Genomic DNA, 13,821 nt, shown 5'->3' with positions numbered 1-13,821 from the left:
GAAAGTTTTGAAAGTAATTGTATCTTTTTTTAATCGGCTCATGCAACGCTATTTACCTGATCCGTTTCTATTTGTCATCATTTTAACCTTTGTCGTTTTTGGATTAGGTCTATTATTTACTGACAGCAGCCCATATGCAATGGTCCAGTATTGGGGTGAAGGATTTTGGGGACTGCTTATGTTTACAATGCAAATGGTGCTCGTCCTTGTGACCGGCCATGTTCTTGCCAGCAGTAAAATATTTAAGAATGGGCTGTCCGCCCTTGCTTCAAAAGCAAATACACCTGGACAAGCAGTCATTATTGTAACTGTTATATCGTTAATCGCCAGCTGGATCAACTGGGGGTTCGGACTTGTCATCGGCGCGTTATTTGCAAAAGAATTAGCCAGGCAGGTAAAAGGCGTCGACTATCGGCTATTAATTGCAAGCGCTTACTCCGGCTTTATTATCTGGCATGGCGGAATCTCAGGTTCTACACCATTAACCATCGCTACGCCAGGACACTTCTCTGAAGACTTAATCGGCATCATTCCAACGAGCGAAACCATTTTTGCTGGATTTAATCTTGCCATTACGCTCGCTTTATTTATTGCACTTCCTATTATGAACCGGTTAATGCTTCCGTCAAAAAAAGAGGCGGTTATGATAGATCCCGAACTTCTTAAAGAGGAAATCACTGCAGCAACCATTGAAAAGGGACATCTAACACCTGCGGAACGCTTAGAAAATAGTAAAATATTATCGATGCTGATTGGTATTTTTGGTTTAATATTTTTATTCTACTATTTTTCGAGCAGCGGCTTTCAGCTAAATCTTGATATTGTGAACTTTCTTTTCTTATTTTTAGGCATATTATTTCATGGAACGCCGAAAAATTTCCTTATTGCGGTAACTAATGCAGTGAAGGGCGCGAGCGGGATTATTATTCAATTCCCTTTCTATGCGGGGATTATTGGCATGATGACAGCTTCTGGTTTAGCTGCTGTCATTTCAAATGCTTTTATATCGATTGCAAATGAACAGACCTTTCCAGTACTGACCTTTCTTAGCGCAGGACTAATTAATGTCTTTATCCCTTCCGGCGGTGGCCAATGGGCCATACAAGCGCCTGTCATTTTAGATGCAGCCATTGCGCTCGATGTCTCTATTCCAAAGGCGGCCATGGCAGTGGCCTGGGGCGATGCCTGGACGAACTTGATTCAGCCATTCTGGGCATTGCCGGCACTTGCTATAGCAGGATTAAAAGCTAAAGATATAATGGGATTTTGCGTCCTCACCCTATTTGTAAGCGGCGTTATTATATCTCTCGGTTTCTTATTGATTTAATTTTGAATAAGACAGCCTTTTCTTGTCATACCTTTAAAAAGAAAAATAAGAAGGATGTGACAGCATTGAAGAAGGAGAACCAAATAATCTTTTATTCGATTAAAGGCTCCACCATTAAAAAGGTTTTCATCATTGACCTCGTTACTGGAACGGGTATTTATTATATAGTTAAATTCATTTCAGCAAGCGTATTAATAGGGATGATAGGCAGTGTTGTTGGAACGGAAGGAATTAAGAAGGTCTTTAAGTGCCAATTACAATAGAGAGGTAAATAATCTCACCTCTGATGTTTCAAAACCTCATTTTTGAGGTTTTTTATTTTTAAAAAAAAATTAAATTCCTCTTGTATCTCACGTAACGTTAGGTCTTATGATAAAACTAGAAAGAATGAAGGAGGTTAGAAGATGTCAGCACAATACGGAATCGGCGATTTTTCAAAAAAAACAAATACAACTGTGAGAACACTTCACTATTACGATGAAATCGGATTATTAAAACCGGCATTCCTTTCTGACGGCGGCCGAAGATATTATACAGATGCAGAAATTGTAAAGCTGCAAAAAATTGTTACTTTAAAATACCTTGGATATTCTCTGGAAGAAATTCAAGAAATTATTCATGAAAAGGATTGGAATCTCAAACAATCCATACAGTTCCAGAGAGGTGAAATGATAAAGAAGAAACAGCAGATTGAGCAGATGATTCGCACTTTGGATCATGCACTAACAATTATTGAGGATAATCAAACCATTGATGCCACGATCTTCATCTCACTTATTAACTCCATTCAAATGGAAAATGAGCATAGAGAGTTCCTTAAAGAACTCATACCTGAAATCACAATAAATGAAATCTATAATATTCCTGAAGAAAAGCATAAGCAACTGAGCAAGCGAACAGCGAATTTATTTACAAACTTAAAGGAAGCATATGGCCAGGAACCTTCAAGCACTTCTGTACAACATTTGATTGATGAGCTGTGGCAAATATTAAACGATCTCTATCCAGATACAAAATCTCTGATTGAGACGCTTATGGAAAAAGATGAGGAATTAACTCAGCAATTAGATGATTCGCCTGTCCTTTTTCCTTCCGCCTTTAATGCGGGAGAAGAAAAATGGGTCGGTCAGGCACTGGAGATATATTTTAAAAAGATGGGATTGATACTAGATGAAAACGACTGATAAAAAGGGCTCTGCAAAGTTGCAAGGCTTCTGGAAGTTATTAAAGGATGCCAATCCGCCAAAATGGATTCTTTTCTTTGCGATCTTTCTCAGTATTCTCGAAACTGCTGCCGGCCTTATCGTGCCTCTATTTACCGCTTCTCTCGTCGATCAATTAGCCGCATCTGCTTTAGAAATCTCGTTAATTATCATGCTTGCAGCGGCTTTTATTATCCAAACGATTGCAGCAGGCTTCTCCTTTTATTTTATGAACTACATTGGCGAAAATATTGTTGCCTCCTTAAGAAGAAAACTTTGGGATCATGTCGTTCACCTGCCTATCCCCTTTTTTGATAAACATCAATCTGGGGAAACGATGAGCCGGATTACTCAAGATACAAATATTGTGAAAAATTTAATCACTCAGCATTTAATTACCTTTTTTACAGGGCTTATTTCTATCATTGGTTCTATTATCATCTTGTTTATGATTGATTGGAGAATGACATTAATTATGATTATTGCTGTGCCCATTGCCATCATCGTCATTATGCCGCTTGGGCAAAAAATATATAAAGTATCGTTATCCACTCAAGATGAAATGGCTGGCTTTTCAGGAAATTTAGGCCGAGTATTATCAGACATCCGCCTCGTTAAGGCCTATCATGCAGAAGACACAGAAAAAAGCAAAGGATATCAAAGCATTCATCATTTATTTTCCTTCGGACTAAAAGAGGCGAGAATTCAGGCTGTTGTATCGCCATTCATGACCTTCATTATGATGCTTGTCCTTGTCGTTTTAATTGGATATGGCGGTGTGAGAGTCGCTTCTGGCGCGCTGTCTGCAGGCTCTCTTGTAGCCATCATCATTTATATGTTTCAAATTGTTGTTCCTTTTACACAAATGGCCTCCTTCTTTACAGCCTTCCAAAAAGCAATTGGTGCTACAGAGAGACTTCAAGATATTCTTGGCTTAGAAATAGAATGTAGCAAGCAAGCAAAAAAAGTAGAGAATCCTACACAGGATATCATTCTGCAAGACCTTTCATTCGGCTATAAAGAAGATCACATCCTTAAAAAAATTAATCTCCATATTCCAGCCGGAAAAATGACCGCATTTGTTGGACCAAGCGGCAGCGGAAAAACTACCTTATTCGCGTTATTAGAAAGATTTTACAAACCACAGTCCGGCCAAGTGATTCTTGGAGATACATTGATAGAAGAATACAATCTTCATAGCTGGCGTGAACAAATCGGCTATGTATCGCAGGAAAGCCCACTTATGTCAGGAACAATAAGGGAGAATATTGCCTACGGAATAAAAGAGGAAGTAACAGATGGAGATATTAAAAGAGCAGCTGCACTCGCGCACGCAGCTGAGTTTATTGACCGGCTTCCGGATGGTTATGATACGGAAGTAGGCGAAAGAGGAATGAAGCTTTCCGGAGGGCAGCGACAAAGAATTGCGATAGCAAGAGCCATCATTCGCGATCCTAAAATACTCCTTTTAGACGAAGCAACCTCTAATTTAGACAGCTCATCTGAACAGCTTGTTCAAATGGCGTTAAAAAATTTAATGAAAAACCGTACAACGCTTGTCATTGCCCATCGGCTCTCAACGATTGTTGATGCCGATCAAATCGTGGTGCTCGAAGGAGGAGCCGTCACAGGCACTGGTACACATCACGAGTTGCTATCCTCCCATAAGCTTTACGAAAAGCTGGCTAACAAGCAATTAAACTATGAAGCAATGCAATAATGAGAGCGCTCAGAGTGTTGAGAAAGTAATCATATAAAATTTAGTTAGATTTAGAGAGTGACAGCTCGACTCCTGCCTGAGAGAAGCGGGATAGTCGAGACACTAAAGGCACGCAGCGAGGAAGCGAGCGGTTAGCCTAAGAAAATCTCTAAGTCTCTCTACAGCATGGAGAGCTGTTCTGACAGCTCTCTTAATTCCTTACAGGCTCTGATATTTCTTCAAAGCCTTCTTGATAAATTCTGCTTATAATTGACTCTATTTCTGGTTCTTCAACGGTTAAGTCCTTAATATTATGTGTTTTAGTAATTTGATTAATAATCTCCGAAGCCGAGACTTCCTCCCGATTAAATCGGATCCAATATCTATTGGCTTCCTCTTTAAATACCTCACCGTTCATCAATTGAAGTGTCCGCTTTGATTCTTCTAAATCCACGACCAATGTGCGGATTTTACCAAAGCGGTTTTTTACAACAGAAATTTCGCCATCGTAGACCTTCTGTCCATGATCGATAAGCACCATGCGCTCACATAGCTGCTCAATATCCTCCATATCATGTGTCGTCAATATGACTGTAATATTCCGCTCTTTATTGATTTCTTTAATGAATGTCCGCATTCTCTCTTTTGCAACAACATCAAGCCCAATGGTTGGTTCATCAAGGAACAGTATCGGCGGGTCATGCAGAAGTGAAGCAGCAATATCCGCTCTCATTCTCTGCCCGAGTGAGAGTTGACGAACAGGCGTATTTAAAAATTCATCAAGACCAAGTATATCAATAAAAGTAGCCATATTCTCTTTGTAGCGCTCATTTGATACCTGATATATTTCCTTTAACAGCTCAAACGATTCAATTGTCGGCAAATCCCACCACAGCTGGGTTCTCTGCCCAAAGACAACGCCGATATTCTTTGCGTTTTCCTGGCGATCCTCATAAGGGACAATGCCATTGACCCGCACATGCCCACCGCTCGGGACAAGAATGCCGGTCAACATTTTAATGGTTGTGGACTTGCCGGCTCCATTCGGTCCAATATACCCCACCATTTCACCTTCATTAATCGTAAAGCTGATGTCCTTCACTGCTTCCTTCGTTATAAACTCCCGTTTAACCAAGCTTTTTAACGCTCCGGCAAATCCTGTTTCTCTTTTGGCAATTTTAAAATCCTTCATCAAATGTTCCACTTCAATAATTGGCATCCTTTACCCCTCCTCCTTTACGATCCTGTGCTTTTATAGCGGCTTAAACCAAGCATCCAAATATAGTAGGCGACCAGAAAGAAAACAATACCTACCACCGGTGAAAAATAGCCGATATTGTCAGGAAAAAACGGTGTTTCTTTTTCCAATAGAACTGCAGCCGGAAAGTAGTTTACAAATCCAAAGGGCACAACAAATGCCGTAAACCATTGAACTAATTTTGGATAAATGACAAGCGGATAGTTCGTTAAATTTCGCGCAGGATACATCACCACCCAATAAAACTGCTCTGATTTTGTAGTCCAAAAAGCAAACGCTGATATGATGACAAGAAGGCCGCCCTGAATCAGTACACCTCCTACGACAGAAGCGATGAGGAATAAGGCCTTTCCCAATGACCAAGCAATCCCCAGCTCGTAACTAACCCATATAAAGACGAATATGCTAAAAATAAATTGGCCAAAAGAGGCGACATCAAATTTCATCGCCATAAAGTGAAAAAATGGATTAATTGGTCTAACAAGAAAACGATCAAATGTCCCGTTTAAAATATATGTATCCAAGCTTCGAAAATGGAAAAATAAGATAATGCAAAAGCCCCACGACAGAACTGCAATGGCAAAGAGAAAGAGCATTTCATAGAAATTCCATGAACCAAGCTCTTGAAATTGATAAAGCATGACCCACATCGTAACTGCTGTTCCTGTATATGAAGTAATCATGCCGACAATTCTCATCACAAAAGCAAAACGATATTGCAGCTGTGCGCGAATTCCGGCGGATACAAGCTTAAAATACAATTCTATGTATCGCATTAAGGTCATCCTCTACCCTCCCTGTACAATCACTTTCTTGGATGCTCGGCTCCAGATAAGCCTTAAAACCAAATAAGTAACAACCACCCAAAATAGCTGTATACCAATGGAAGTCAATATTTCGAGACCAGCAATCTCACCTATAAAAATTGAATTAGGAATATAGTAAATCCCTTGGAATGGTAAGTAAATGGCAATGGTCGCCAGCCAATCCGGGAAAAACCATAGCGGTATGACTGAACCTGATAAAAGTGACATGGCAAAATAAAAAATGTCCTCAATGCCTCCGGTTTCTACCAGGAAAAAAGTCAACAATCCGAAGGACATTTCAATGCAATAGCGGATGAGAAACCCGATTACAGACGCAATAATGAAATACACCCATGTCAGCCAGTCAGTCGGCAGGGCTACATCCATAAAAATAAAAAGGACGGTATATAAAGGCAGCAATGCAGTCACAATATAAAAGGCAACACTGCCAAAATCGGCAAATAAATAACGCAATGGAACATCAAATGGACGCATCAGCTCCAATGCGATATCTCCAGTTCTTACCTTCTCTTGAATCTCCCATAAAGGAGTTCCTGCTCCATTCACTCCGGTTAAGAATTGGCTAACGACAATATATGTAAGCATTGCCTCAAAGCTGACTCCCCCTGCTTCTTCTTTTCCCGCATAAAGCGCAGTCCAGATCGATCCCCACATGAGAAGGAAGATTATATTGGATCCTAGCCTTGACCACACATCAAACCTGTAAACGGCTGATCGAAGGAAAGACTTTTTTGCAAAGGTCCAATAAACGCGGTAATTGAACATCCTTCCACCTGCTTCATTGTAAGATAATTAAATTTTAGCATATATTGGCTGAATTTTTGACGGTAATCGGACGATTAATTATTTTCTGAAAATAGGGAATATGTTCCTTTTCCAAGATTTTGGTTGGCTTTTTCGACTATATGCATTAAAATTAGTTTTTGTTTATAAATATTAAAGAAAAGGTGACTAAGGTTTGAATAAGAAATTTAAATTGGTTGATATATTAACCTTCTTGATCCCTTCATTATTCGGAATCCTCTTCTTTATGATTCCGATGAAAATAGGCGGAGAAGTTACCATCCCGATCGCTGTTCTTTCTGGATGGCTACAAGATTTGTTAGCAGATTACATTCCTACGATTATGTTGGGAATTATAATAATTACACTTGCTGGAACACTTATTGCCAAACTGGCTAAGCCGGCAGCGATTATCAATAGCCCCTTTTTCAATAACCTATTTAATGTAACGACTGGATGGGTTATTGTGAGACTATTAGGTACCTTATTTGCCGTCTCTGTATATTTTGAAGTGGGACCTGAACATATTTGGTCTGCTGATACTGGCGGATTGCTATTATTTGATCTTTTACCAGTTTTATTTTCAGTATTTTTATTTGCAGGACTGTTGCTTCCATTACTTATTAACTTTGGACTATTAGAGTTTTTCGGTTCTTTGCTTACAAAAGTGATGCGTCCGCTATTTAAGCTTCCCGGACGTTCTTCTATTGATTGCGTTGCCTCATGGATAGGCGATGGTACAATTGGCGTATTGCTTACTAGCCGCCAATATGAAGAAGGCTATTATACTAAAAAGGAAGCTGCCATCATCGGGACAACCTTCTCAGTTGTGTCTATCACGTTTAGTCTTGTGGTTCTGTCACAAGTTGGACTCGGACATATGTTTGTTCCGTTTTATTTAACTATTTTAGTATCGGGGATTGCCGCAGCGCTCATTATGCCAAGAATTCCCCCTCTCTCAAGAAAAGAAGATACTTATTTTGATGAAAAGGCAAAAGATGCAGAAGAAGATATTCCAAGCGGCTACACTCCCGTAACGTGGGGTATAACAGCTGCTATTGAGAAGGCAAAAAAAAGCAGGGGAATTAAAGATTTTTTCACCCAAGGCGCTCAAAACATTCTTGATATGTGGATGGGTGTTGCTCCCGTAGTTATGGCTTTAGGGACTTTAGCATTGATTCTAGCAGAATACACACCCATTTTCAGATGGATTGGTTTACCATTCATTCCTGTTCTTGAACTGATGGGTGTACCAGAAGCAACGGCTGCTTCTGAAACGATTTTCGTAGGGTTTGCAGATATGTTTTTACCTTCAGTGATGGCCACGGGCATTGAAAGTGAAATGACCCGTTTCATTGTCGCTTCCTTGTCTGTATCACAGCTTATTTACATGTCAGAAGTGGGCGGTCTATTGCTTGGTTCAAAAATCCCCGTAACCTTTATTGATTTGGTATTGATTTTCATTCTAAGAACAATCATTACTTTACCGATGATTGTTGTTGCTGCACATATCTTATTTTAAGACATTGTTTTTTCGAGAAATAGATGAAGGCATATCACTTGTTGATATGCCTTTTTATGTGCATTGGATCGATGCTAGTTTTCGAATATGAACGGCAAAATAGATCCATCTGCTTTTTGTATGGCGCCAGCCGTAAAGTAGGTTTCTGTTATAGGAAGTAGGACAAAACCAAAAGCACTCGCCGGTCTTCAATGACAAAAACGTATATCTGTAAAGTCCTTTTATACAGTGTTCTTTAATCATATAATCAGGCTGCTTCCCAACGGGCTGTGGAGACTCTTTCGGCGGCGGATAGTCAGGCGGAATGTTCTGAAATGCTCCAGGATCGAGGTTTTTGAAATTTTTATGGAATGAATTTTTAGGATGATTGACATTATAATGGCTCAACGGATATTAGCCCCTTTTTTTAAGGTTTCTATATCGTATGCTGAATGCTTTTTTTAGTATCCTTCTTTAACTGGCGAATTCCGTTACTTGAAAAAGCCTTATTGTTTTAATACAGTTCTTATCTTGGCTCTCCTCATTAAAAGTAAACTAATCAAATAAAATATGCTAGTGAGTCCAAATAAAGCAAAAATGCTTGGTGTAAAGAATAAATATAAACTTATTGGCAATGACCATAAAAATACGATTAACATTAAGAAGATTTTAGATGTTAATGAAGCAATGATTGCTAAACAAGCAGGAAGAAATAACATAAAAAATGTATTAATCATCGGTTCGGAGTCAGTTAGATTTGAATAAGGATTATAAAAGTTTAGTACAAACCATAAAAATATACTAGAAACACCTGCTATTACTCCTAAGAATATTGACGTTTTTCTAATCTTAATCCCCCCTACTTTAAATTCCAGGAAAAATCACCTTATTTTTTTAAAAACGAAAAAACTGAGTAAAACGAATGCATTGCCACATATGGATATATAAAGATAAAAAAGAGAGTAAGGGTTATCTTAAATAACTATCCTTACTCTTTTTCAAAACAATGAGCTTCAGTTATGGGTAATGTCGGCAAAATTTCCAGCAATGGTTTTGCTCAAATGCACTGGGGCTATTTCTATTTGCATACCAATTTTCCCTCCGCTGACGACCATATGATCAAGCTGTTCAGCACATTGGTCTATGAATGTAGGGAACAGCTTCTTCATGCCGATGGGTGAGCACCCACCCCGTATATACCCTGTAAGCTTCTGAATATCTTTAACAGCAATCATTTCGATTTTCTTTTCACCGGCTGCCTTTGCTGCCTTCTTTAAATCCAGTTCAGCCTCTACAGGTATGATAAATACGTAGTTTTGCTTGCTCGTTCCAGCTGTCACTAATGTTTTATACACTTCTTCAGGCTGCTTATTTATTTTCTCTGCAACGGAAACACCATCTACTTTTCCATCTTTTATTTCGTAGGTTATAAGTTCGTAAGGTACTTTATTTGCGTCCAGAATACGCATCGCATTTGTTTTTCCTTTAGCCATTTGCATTGTCTCCTATTTCGGAACGTTTTCTTTATTTTAGCACTAGAAAGGCTTTATGCGGTATACTCTTGCTTCAAATGGGTTGAGCGTGATGGTTTTTTCCAGGTTTTGCGGAGCGGTTTTATAGTTATTTAACATAAGAGACTCGCTATCGAAAGCCTCGCTGATAAAATTGGCGCTTGCTTTATTAGAGGTTAGATTGGTTATGACTAGAAAGTGATCCTCGTTATTTTTGCGTGAATAGGCGTATATTTGTGGATGTTCATTCATATGAAGTAGATATTCGCCATAGGTAAAGACTGCATTCTTTTTGCGCATGGCAATCATTTTTTTGTAGTAGGCGAGGACGGAATCTTCCTGTAATAATTGAGCCTCGACATTCAATTTCTTATAGTTTTCATTTAGTTTGATCCAGGGAATTCCTGTAGTAAATCCGGCATTTTTTTCGTTTGACCATTGCATCGGTGTCCGGCTGTTGTCGCGGGAGGAGGCCCAAATCATTTCCATGATGGCCTGATGAGAGTCGCCTTCTTCCAATCGCTGCTTATATAAATTTTTTGTGATTACATCATTATAATCATCTATAGATGGATATTTAACATTCGTCATTCCTATTTCCTGCCCCTGATAGATGAAGGGGGTTCCTTGCATGAGAAAGTACATGGTGGCCAATGCTGTTGCACTTTCATACCAAAAACCATTGTCATCTCCCCAAGTTGATACAATTCGCGGCTTATCGTGGTTTTCAAGAAAAAGTGCATTCCAACCATCTTTTGCTAAGCCTTTTTGCCAGCGGGTTAAGATTTTCTTTAAGGCAACTATATCAAGCACAGGGTTTTTTTCAGCATCCCATAATCCTAAATGCTCAAACTGAAACACCATATCCATCTTGCCTTCCTTCTTCCCTACCCATTGATGTGCCTGGCTGGCACTTACACCATTTGCTTCACCGACTGTCATTACGTCATAGTTTCCATACGTTATGTCTTTCAATTCTTTTAAGTAATTGTGAATGCCCTTTTGGTTCATATGCATTTCAAATGATGGTACATATTTTAGACTTTCTGGATTGGCTATATCCGGCAGCCCTGGACGTTTTTTGATATGGCTAATCGCATCGATTCTAAAGCCGTCAATGCCCTTCTCAAGCCACCAATTGACTGTTTCATACAACGCAATGCGCACCTCTTTATTTTCCCAATTGAGGTCAGGCTGCTTTTCTGAGAAGACATGCAGATAGTATTGTTTTGTCCTTTCATCATACTTCCAAGCTGAACCACCGAAAATGCTTTCCCAGTTATTCGGCTCTTTTCCTGCTTTGCCGTCTCGCCATATATACCAGTCCCGTTTTGGACTATCAATGCTTGATCTTGATTCTATGAACCATTGATGCTCATCGCTTGTGTGATTTAGTACTAAGTCAATGATAAGCTTCATCCCTCTTTTATGAATTTCATATAATAATGTGTTGAAATCATCCATCGTCCCGAAATCTGCCATGATGTCCTGATAATCGGAGATATCATAGCCATTATCATCATTGGGGGAGCGGAATACAGGACAGATCCATATGACATCTATTCCTAAATCCAACAAATAATCCAAGCGACTGATTATTCCTTGCAGATCCCCTATCCCGTCCCCATTTGAATCCTGAAAACTCCGCGGATACACCTCATATCCCACGGCCTCCTTCCACCAAACCATCCAAACCCCTCCCTTTTTTTATTGTTTTAACTGATTTGCTGCTTTTACTATATTTACTGCTTATGTTGTTTATATTGCTTATATTGTTGTGGTACCTGTCACCTACAAAACCCTACAAATTTCTACAAAAAAACTGCAAATATCGACAAAATGATATTTTTCCATGAGGAGCTTAGCTGATTAGTGATTTGTGGATCCAGATGGCTGCTTGGGAGCCTTCGCCCATGGCGATTGTAACTTGTTCTGAGTGTGCTACTACGTCTCCTGCTGCCCATACGTATGGAATATTGGTCATTTTCGTGCGTGCATCTACGTTTATATGTTTATTTTCCAATCTTTCTACACCGAGCTGGTGAGCAAGCTCTGACTTTACTTTATTTCCACCATACGCAATAAATCCTCGATCCGCATTAATGGTTTGACCATCGCTTAATTCCACGCCGTAAAACGATGAACCGTCAGCGATTACCTTGCTAATAGGGACTTCAATTAGCTGTATATGTTTTTCTTTAAGCAGTCGAAGAAGGTCCTCTTTCATTTCCTTTCGTTCATCATTGATATAGACGATATCATCTGTCCAATAGGAAATCGTCAGTGCCATATTTGCTCCGCTGTTCCCTGATCCCATTACAATAGTGCGCTTTCCTTTAACTTCATAGCCGTCACAATCTGGGCAAACATACACCGTTATACCTAAGCATGGCATCAGCTCTGCAAAGGCTGGCAGTCTATCCATAACTCCAGTAGCAATCAGCACACGTTTACCACTATAAATTTCTCCATCCTCTGTCAGTAAATCAAATCGGTGTTTCTCTTTATTTGCCTTCACCACTTTATTATCAACAAAAGATACACCTAATTTTTCAGCATGTATTCTTCCTACTTGTCTAAGCTCCTTGCCGCTTACACCGTCCGGATATCCCAGTATATTATGATAGCTGTTGCAAATTGTTGACCTTCCGTCATTCGAATCAATGACAAGCACTTTATGGCTATATCTGCCGAGCTGGATTGCTGCTTGTAATCCTGCAATCCCTCCACCAATTATTAAACAATCGTATACCATGACACGCCCCCTCTATTTTCTACACTGTATTTTGTCCAGAATAGGGAAAATCATAATATAATAATTGCCTTCTTTTTATCCACAAAACAAGTTACCAATTGTGCACATCTTTATTTATCCACAAATTTATCCACATACGAACAACCTGCTAATTTTTATCGATAAATCAAGTTATTACAAGGTTTATTAAAAATACCTCTTACTTCACTAAAAGTTATCCACTTTATTTTGTGGATAACTGTTGATAAGTGTTAATATTCTTAAAATTATACACACTCTTATCCATAAACAACTTCCTCCAAAATATAATTATCCACAAATGCAAAAAACGGCCATTCAAAATAATGAATATAGCCGTTTTTATGCATTACTTATTCATATGTGCAAGGAACCCGCCTAATAAATCATCGAGATTTTCTTCGCTTTTTTGTTCCTCTGATTCAAATGGTTCTGCTTGTTTCGCAGAATCCCAATCAAAATCCATTAAGTCATCATCAAATGATGCTGAATCAGCCATTTCTTCGGTCACAGCCGATTGATCATCTGCAGCCTGTTCAGCTTCACGCAAATCCTCTTGAAGATACAATGCTTCATCAATATTTGATGAACGGCTGTTTAATGAGGCTAGTAGTGCAGTTGACCTGATTGGATCTGATATTAGATGATACATGATGGTTCCTAATAAAGCTTCCGAATGCTCATGTTTTAGCCAATCTTTCTGAACCTTCGTTAAACTTCTAGGCAAGGGGATCGTAATGGTTTCTCTATCTTTCGAATGAGACTGACTTACACCTTGCATGACAAACTCTGCGATTTTACTGGAAAAATTACGTCTTTCCGTTTCTTTTAATTTTTGCAGTTCTTTAATAATGTGATCTGGCGTATCAGAAGGGATCCTGAAAGAAATGGATTGCCCTCTTTTCACTTCCGAAGAAGTAGATTTATTCATCACTCTTCA

Annotated in this window: 13 protein-coding genes; 6 read left to right on the top strand and 7 right to left on the bottom strand. The window is 39.1% G+C overall.

The features are described from left to right. Positions 1-7: 7 nt before the first annotated feature. The 4 genes from CWS20_RS17935 (at position 8) to CWS20_RS17920 (ending at position 4,249) form a co-directional block, all read left to right on the top strand. A complete protein-coding gene (locus CWS20_RS17935) occupies positions 8-1,327 on the top strand; it encodes a short-chain fatty acid transporter (protein WP_066188941.1) in 1,320 nt (439 codons plus the stop codon). Between the two features lie 65 nt (positions 1,328-1,392). Continuing rightward, positions 1,393-1,590: a hypothetical protein gene (locus CWS20_RS17930; protein WP_241198578.1), complete on the top strand. Its 198-nt coding sequence runs from the start codon at positions 1,393-1,395 to the stop codon at positions 1,588-1,590. 141 nt (positions 1,591-1,731) lie between these two features. Continuing rightward, positions 1,732-2,511: a MerR family transcriptional regulator gene (locus CWS20_RS17925; RefSeq protein ID WP_066188934.1), complete on the top strand. Its 780-nt coding sequence runs from the start codon at positions 1,732-1,734 to the stop codon at positions 2,509-2,511. Then, on the top strand, positions 2,498-4,249 hold the full coding sequence (locus tag CWS20_RS17920) for an ABC transporter ATP-binding protein (RefSeq protein ID WP_066188931.1): 1,752 nt from the start codon (positions 2,498-2,500) through the stop codon (positions 4,247-4,249). The genes CWS20_RS17925 and CWS20_RS17920 overlap by 14 nt, the downstream gene beginning before the upstream one ends. A gap of 190 nt (positions 4,250-4,439) precedes the next feature. Here CWS20_RS17920 and CWS20_RS17915 read toward each other — a convergent pair whose 3' ends face one another. Genes CWS20_RS17915 through CWS20_RS17905 form a run of 3 tightly spaced genes read right to left on the bottom strand, consistent with a single transcriptional unit; the run spans position 4,440 to position 7,078 of the window. Beyond that, positions 4,440-5,447, bottom strand: coding sequence for an ABC transporter ATP-binding protein (locus CWS20_RS17915; protein WP_066188928.1), 1,008 nt, complete (start codon positions 5,445-5,447; stop codon positions 4,440-4,442). Positions 5,448-5,464: 17 nt separating this feature from the next. Further along, a complete protein-coding gene (locus CWS20_RS17910) occupies positions 5,465-6,271 on the bottom strand; it encodes an ABC transporter permease (protein WP_066188925.1) in 807 nt (268 codons plus the stop codon). A 3-nt stretch (positions 6,272-6,274) separates the two neighbouring features. After that, complete coding sequence (locus tag CWS20_RS17905; protein WP_066188922.1) at positions 6,275-7,078, bottom strand: ABC transporter permease; 804 nt, start codon at positions 7,076-7,078, stop codon at positions 6,275-6,277. Positions 7,079-7,271: 193 nt separating this feature from the next. On the opposite strand from CWS20_RS17905, the gene CWS20_RS17900 reads away from it, so the two are divergent. Further along, the gene (locus CWS20_RS17900; protein ID WP_066188919.1) at positions 7,272-8,618 is read left to right on the top strand and encodes a YjiH family protein; all 1,347 of its coding nucleotides are present in this window, start codon (positions 7,272-7,274) and stop codon (positions 8,616-8,618) included. Positions 8,619-9,173: 555 nt separating this feature from the next. Further along, complete coding sequence (locus tag CWS20_RS28095; RefSeq protein WP_066188916.1) at positions 9,174-9,362, top strand: hypothetical protein; 189 nt, start codon at positions 9,174-9,176, stop codon at positions 9,360-9,362. Between the two features lie 248 nt (positions 9,363-9,610). On the opposite strand, the gene ybaK is transcribed toward CWS20_RS28095, so the two are convergent. From ybaK to CWS20_RS17875, 4 genes are all read right to left on the bottom strand, one after another. Continuing rightward, positions 9,611-10,090, bottom strand: a complete 480-nt coding sequence (ybaK, locus tag CWS20_RS17890) for a Cys-tRNA(Pro) deacylase (RefSeq protein ID WP_066188912.1) — start codon at positions 10,088-10,090, stop codon at positions 9,611-9,613. Positions 10,091-10,132: 42 nt separating this feature from the next. Then, positions 10,133-11,797, bottom strand: a complete 1,665-nt coding sequence (locus CWS20_RS17885) for a glycoside hydrolase family 13 protein (protein ID WP_066188909.1) — start codon at positions 11,795-11,797, stop codon at positions 10,133-10,135. 172 nt (positions 11,798-11,969) lie between these two features. Beyond that, positions 11,970-12,863 carry an NAD(P)/FAD-dependent oxidoreductase gene (locus CWS20_RS17880; protein ID WP_066188907.1) on the bottom strand — a complete coding sequence of 298 codons (894 nt, stop codon included), beginning with the start codon at positions 12,861-12,863 and terminating at the stop codon, positions 11,970-11,972. 367 nt (positions 12,864-13,230) lie between these two features. Continuing rightward, positions 13,231-13,812: a hypothetical protein gene (locus CWS20_RS17875; RefSeq protein WP_066188903.1), complete on the bottom strand. Its 582-nt coding sequence runs from the start codon at positions 13,810-13,812 to the stop codon at positions 13,231-13,233. Positions 13,813-13,821 lie beyond the last annotated feature (9 nt).

Origin of the sequence: Cytobacillus horneckiae, assembly GCF_002835735.1 — a bacterium.
Classification (GTDB): domain Bacteria; phylum Bacillota; class Bacilli; order Bacillales; family Cytobacillaceae; genus Cytobacillus; species Cytobacillus horneckiae.
This window is presented reverse-complemented; position numbering and strand designations above follow the sequence as displayed.

Excerpts from the sequence above, each read along its gene's own strand:
- CWS20_RS17925 (WP_066188934.1), top strand. The coding sequence starts at position 1,732 with ATGTCAGCACAATACGGAATCGGCGATTTTTCAAAAAAAACAAATACA.
- CWS20_RS17920 (WP_066188931.1), top strand. The coding sequence starts at position 2,498 with ATGAAAACGACTGATAAAAAGGGCTCTGCAAAGTTGCAAGGCTTCTGG.
- CWS20_RS17915 (WP_066188928.1), bottom strand. The coding sequence starts at position 5,447 with ATGCCAATTATTGAAGTGGAACATTTGATGAAGGATTTTAAAATTGCC.
- CWS20_RS17910 (WP_066188925.1), bottom strand. The coding sequence starts at position 6,271 with ATGACCTTAATGCGATACATAGAATTGTATTTTAAGCTTGTATCCGCC.
- CWS20_RS17905 (WP_066188922.1), bottom strand. The coding sequence starts at position 7,078 with ATGTTCAATTACCGCGTTTATTGGACCTTTGCAAAAAAGTCTTTCCTT.
- ybaK (WP_066188912.1), bottom strand. The coding sequence starts at position 10,090 with ATGGCTAAAGGAAAAACAAATGCGATGCGTATTCTGGACGCAAATAAA.
- CWS20_RS17885 (WP_066188909.1), bottom strand. The coding sequence starts at position 11,797 with ATGGTTTGGTGGAAGGAGGCCGTGGGATATGAGGTGTATCCGCGGAGT.
- CWS20_RS17880 (WP_066188907.1), bottom strand. The coding sequence starts at position 12,863 with ATGGTATACGATTGTTTAATAATTGGTGGAGGGATTGCAGGATTACAA.
- CWS20_RS17875 (WP_066188903.1), bottom strand. The coding sequence starts at position 13,812 with ATGAATAAATCTACTTCTTCGGAAGTGAAAAGAGGGCAATCCATTTCT.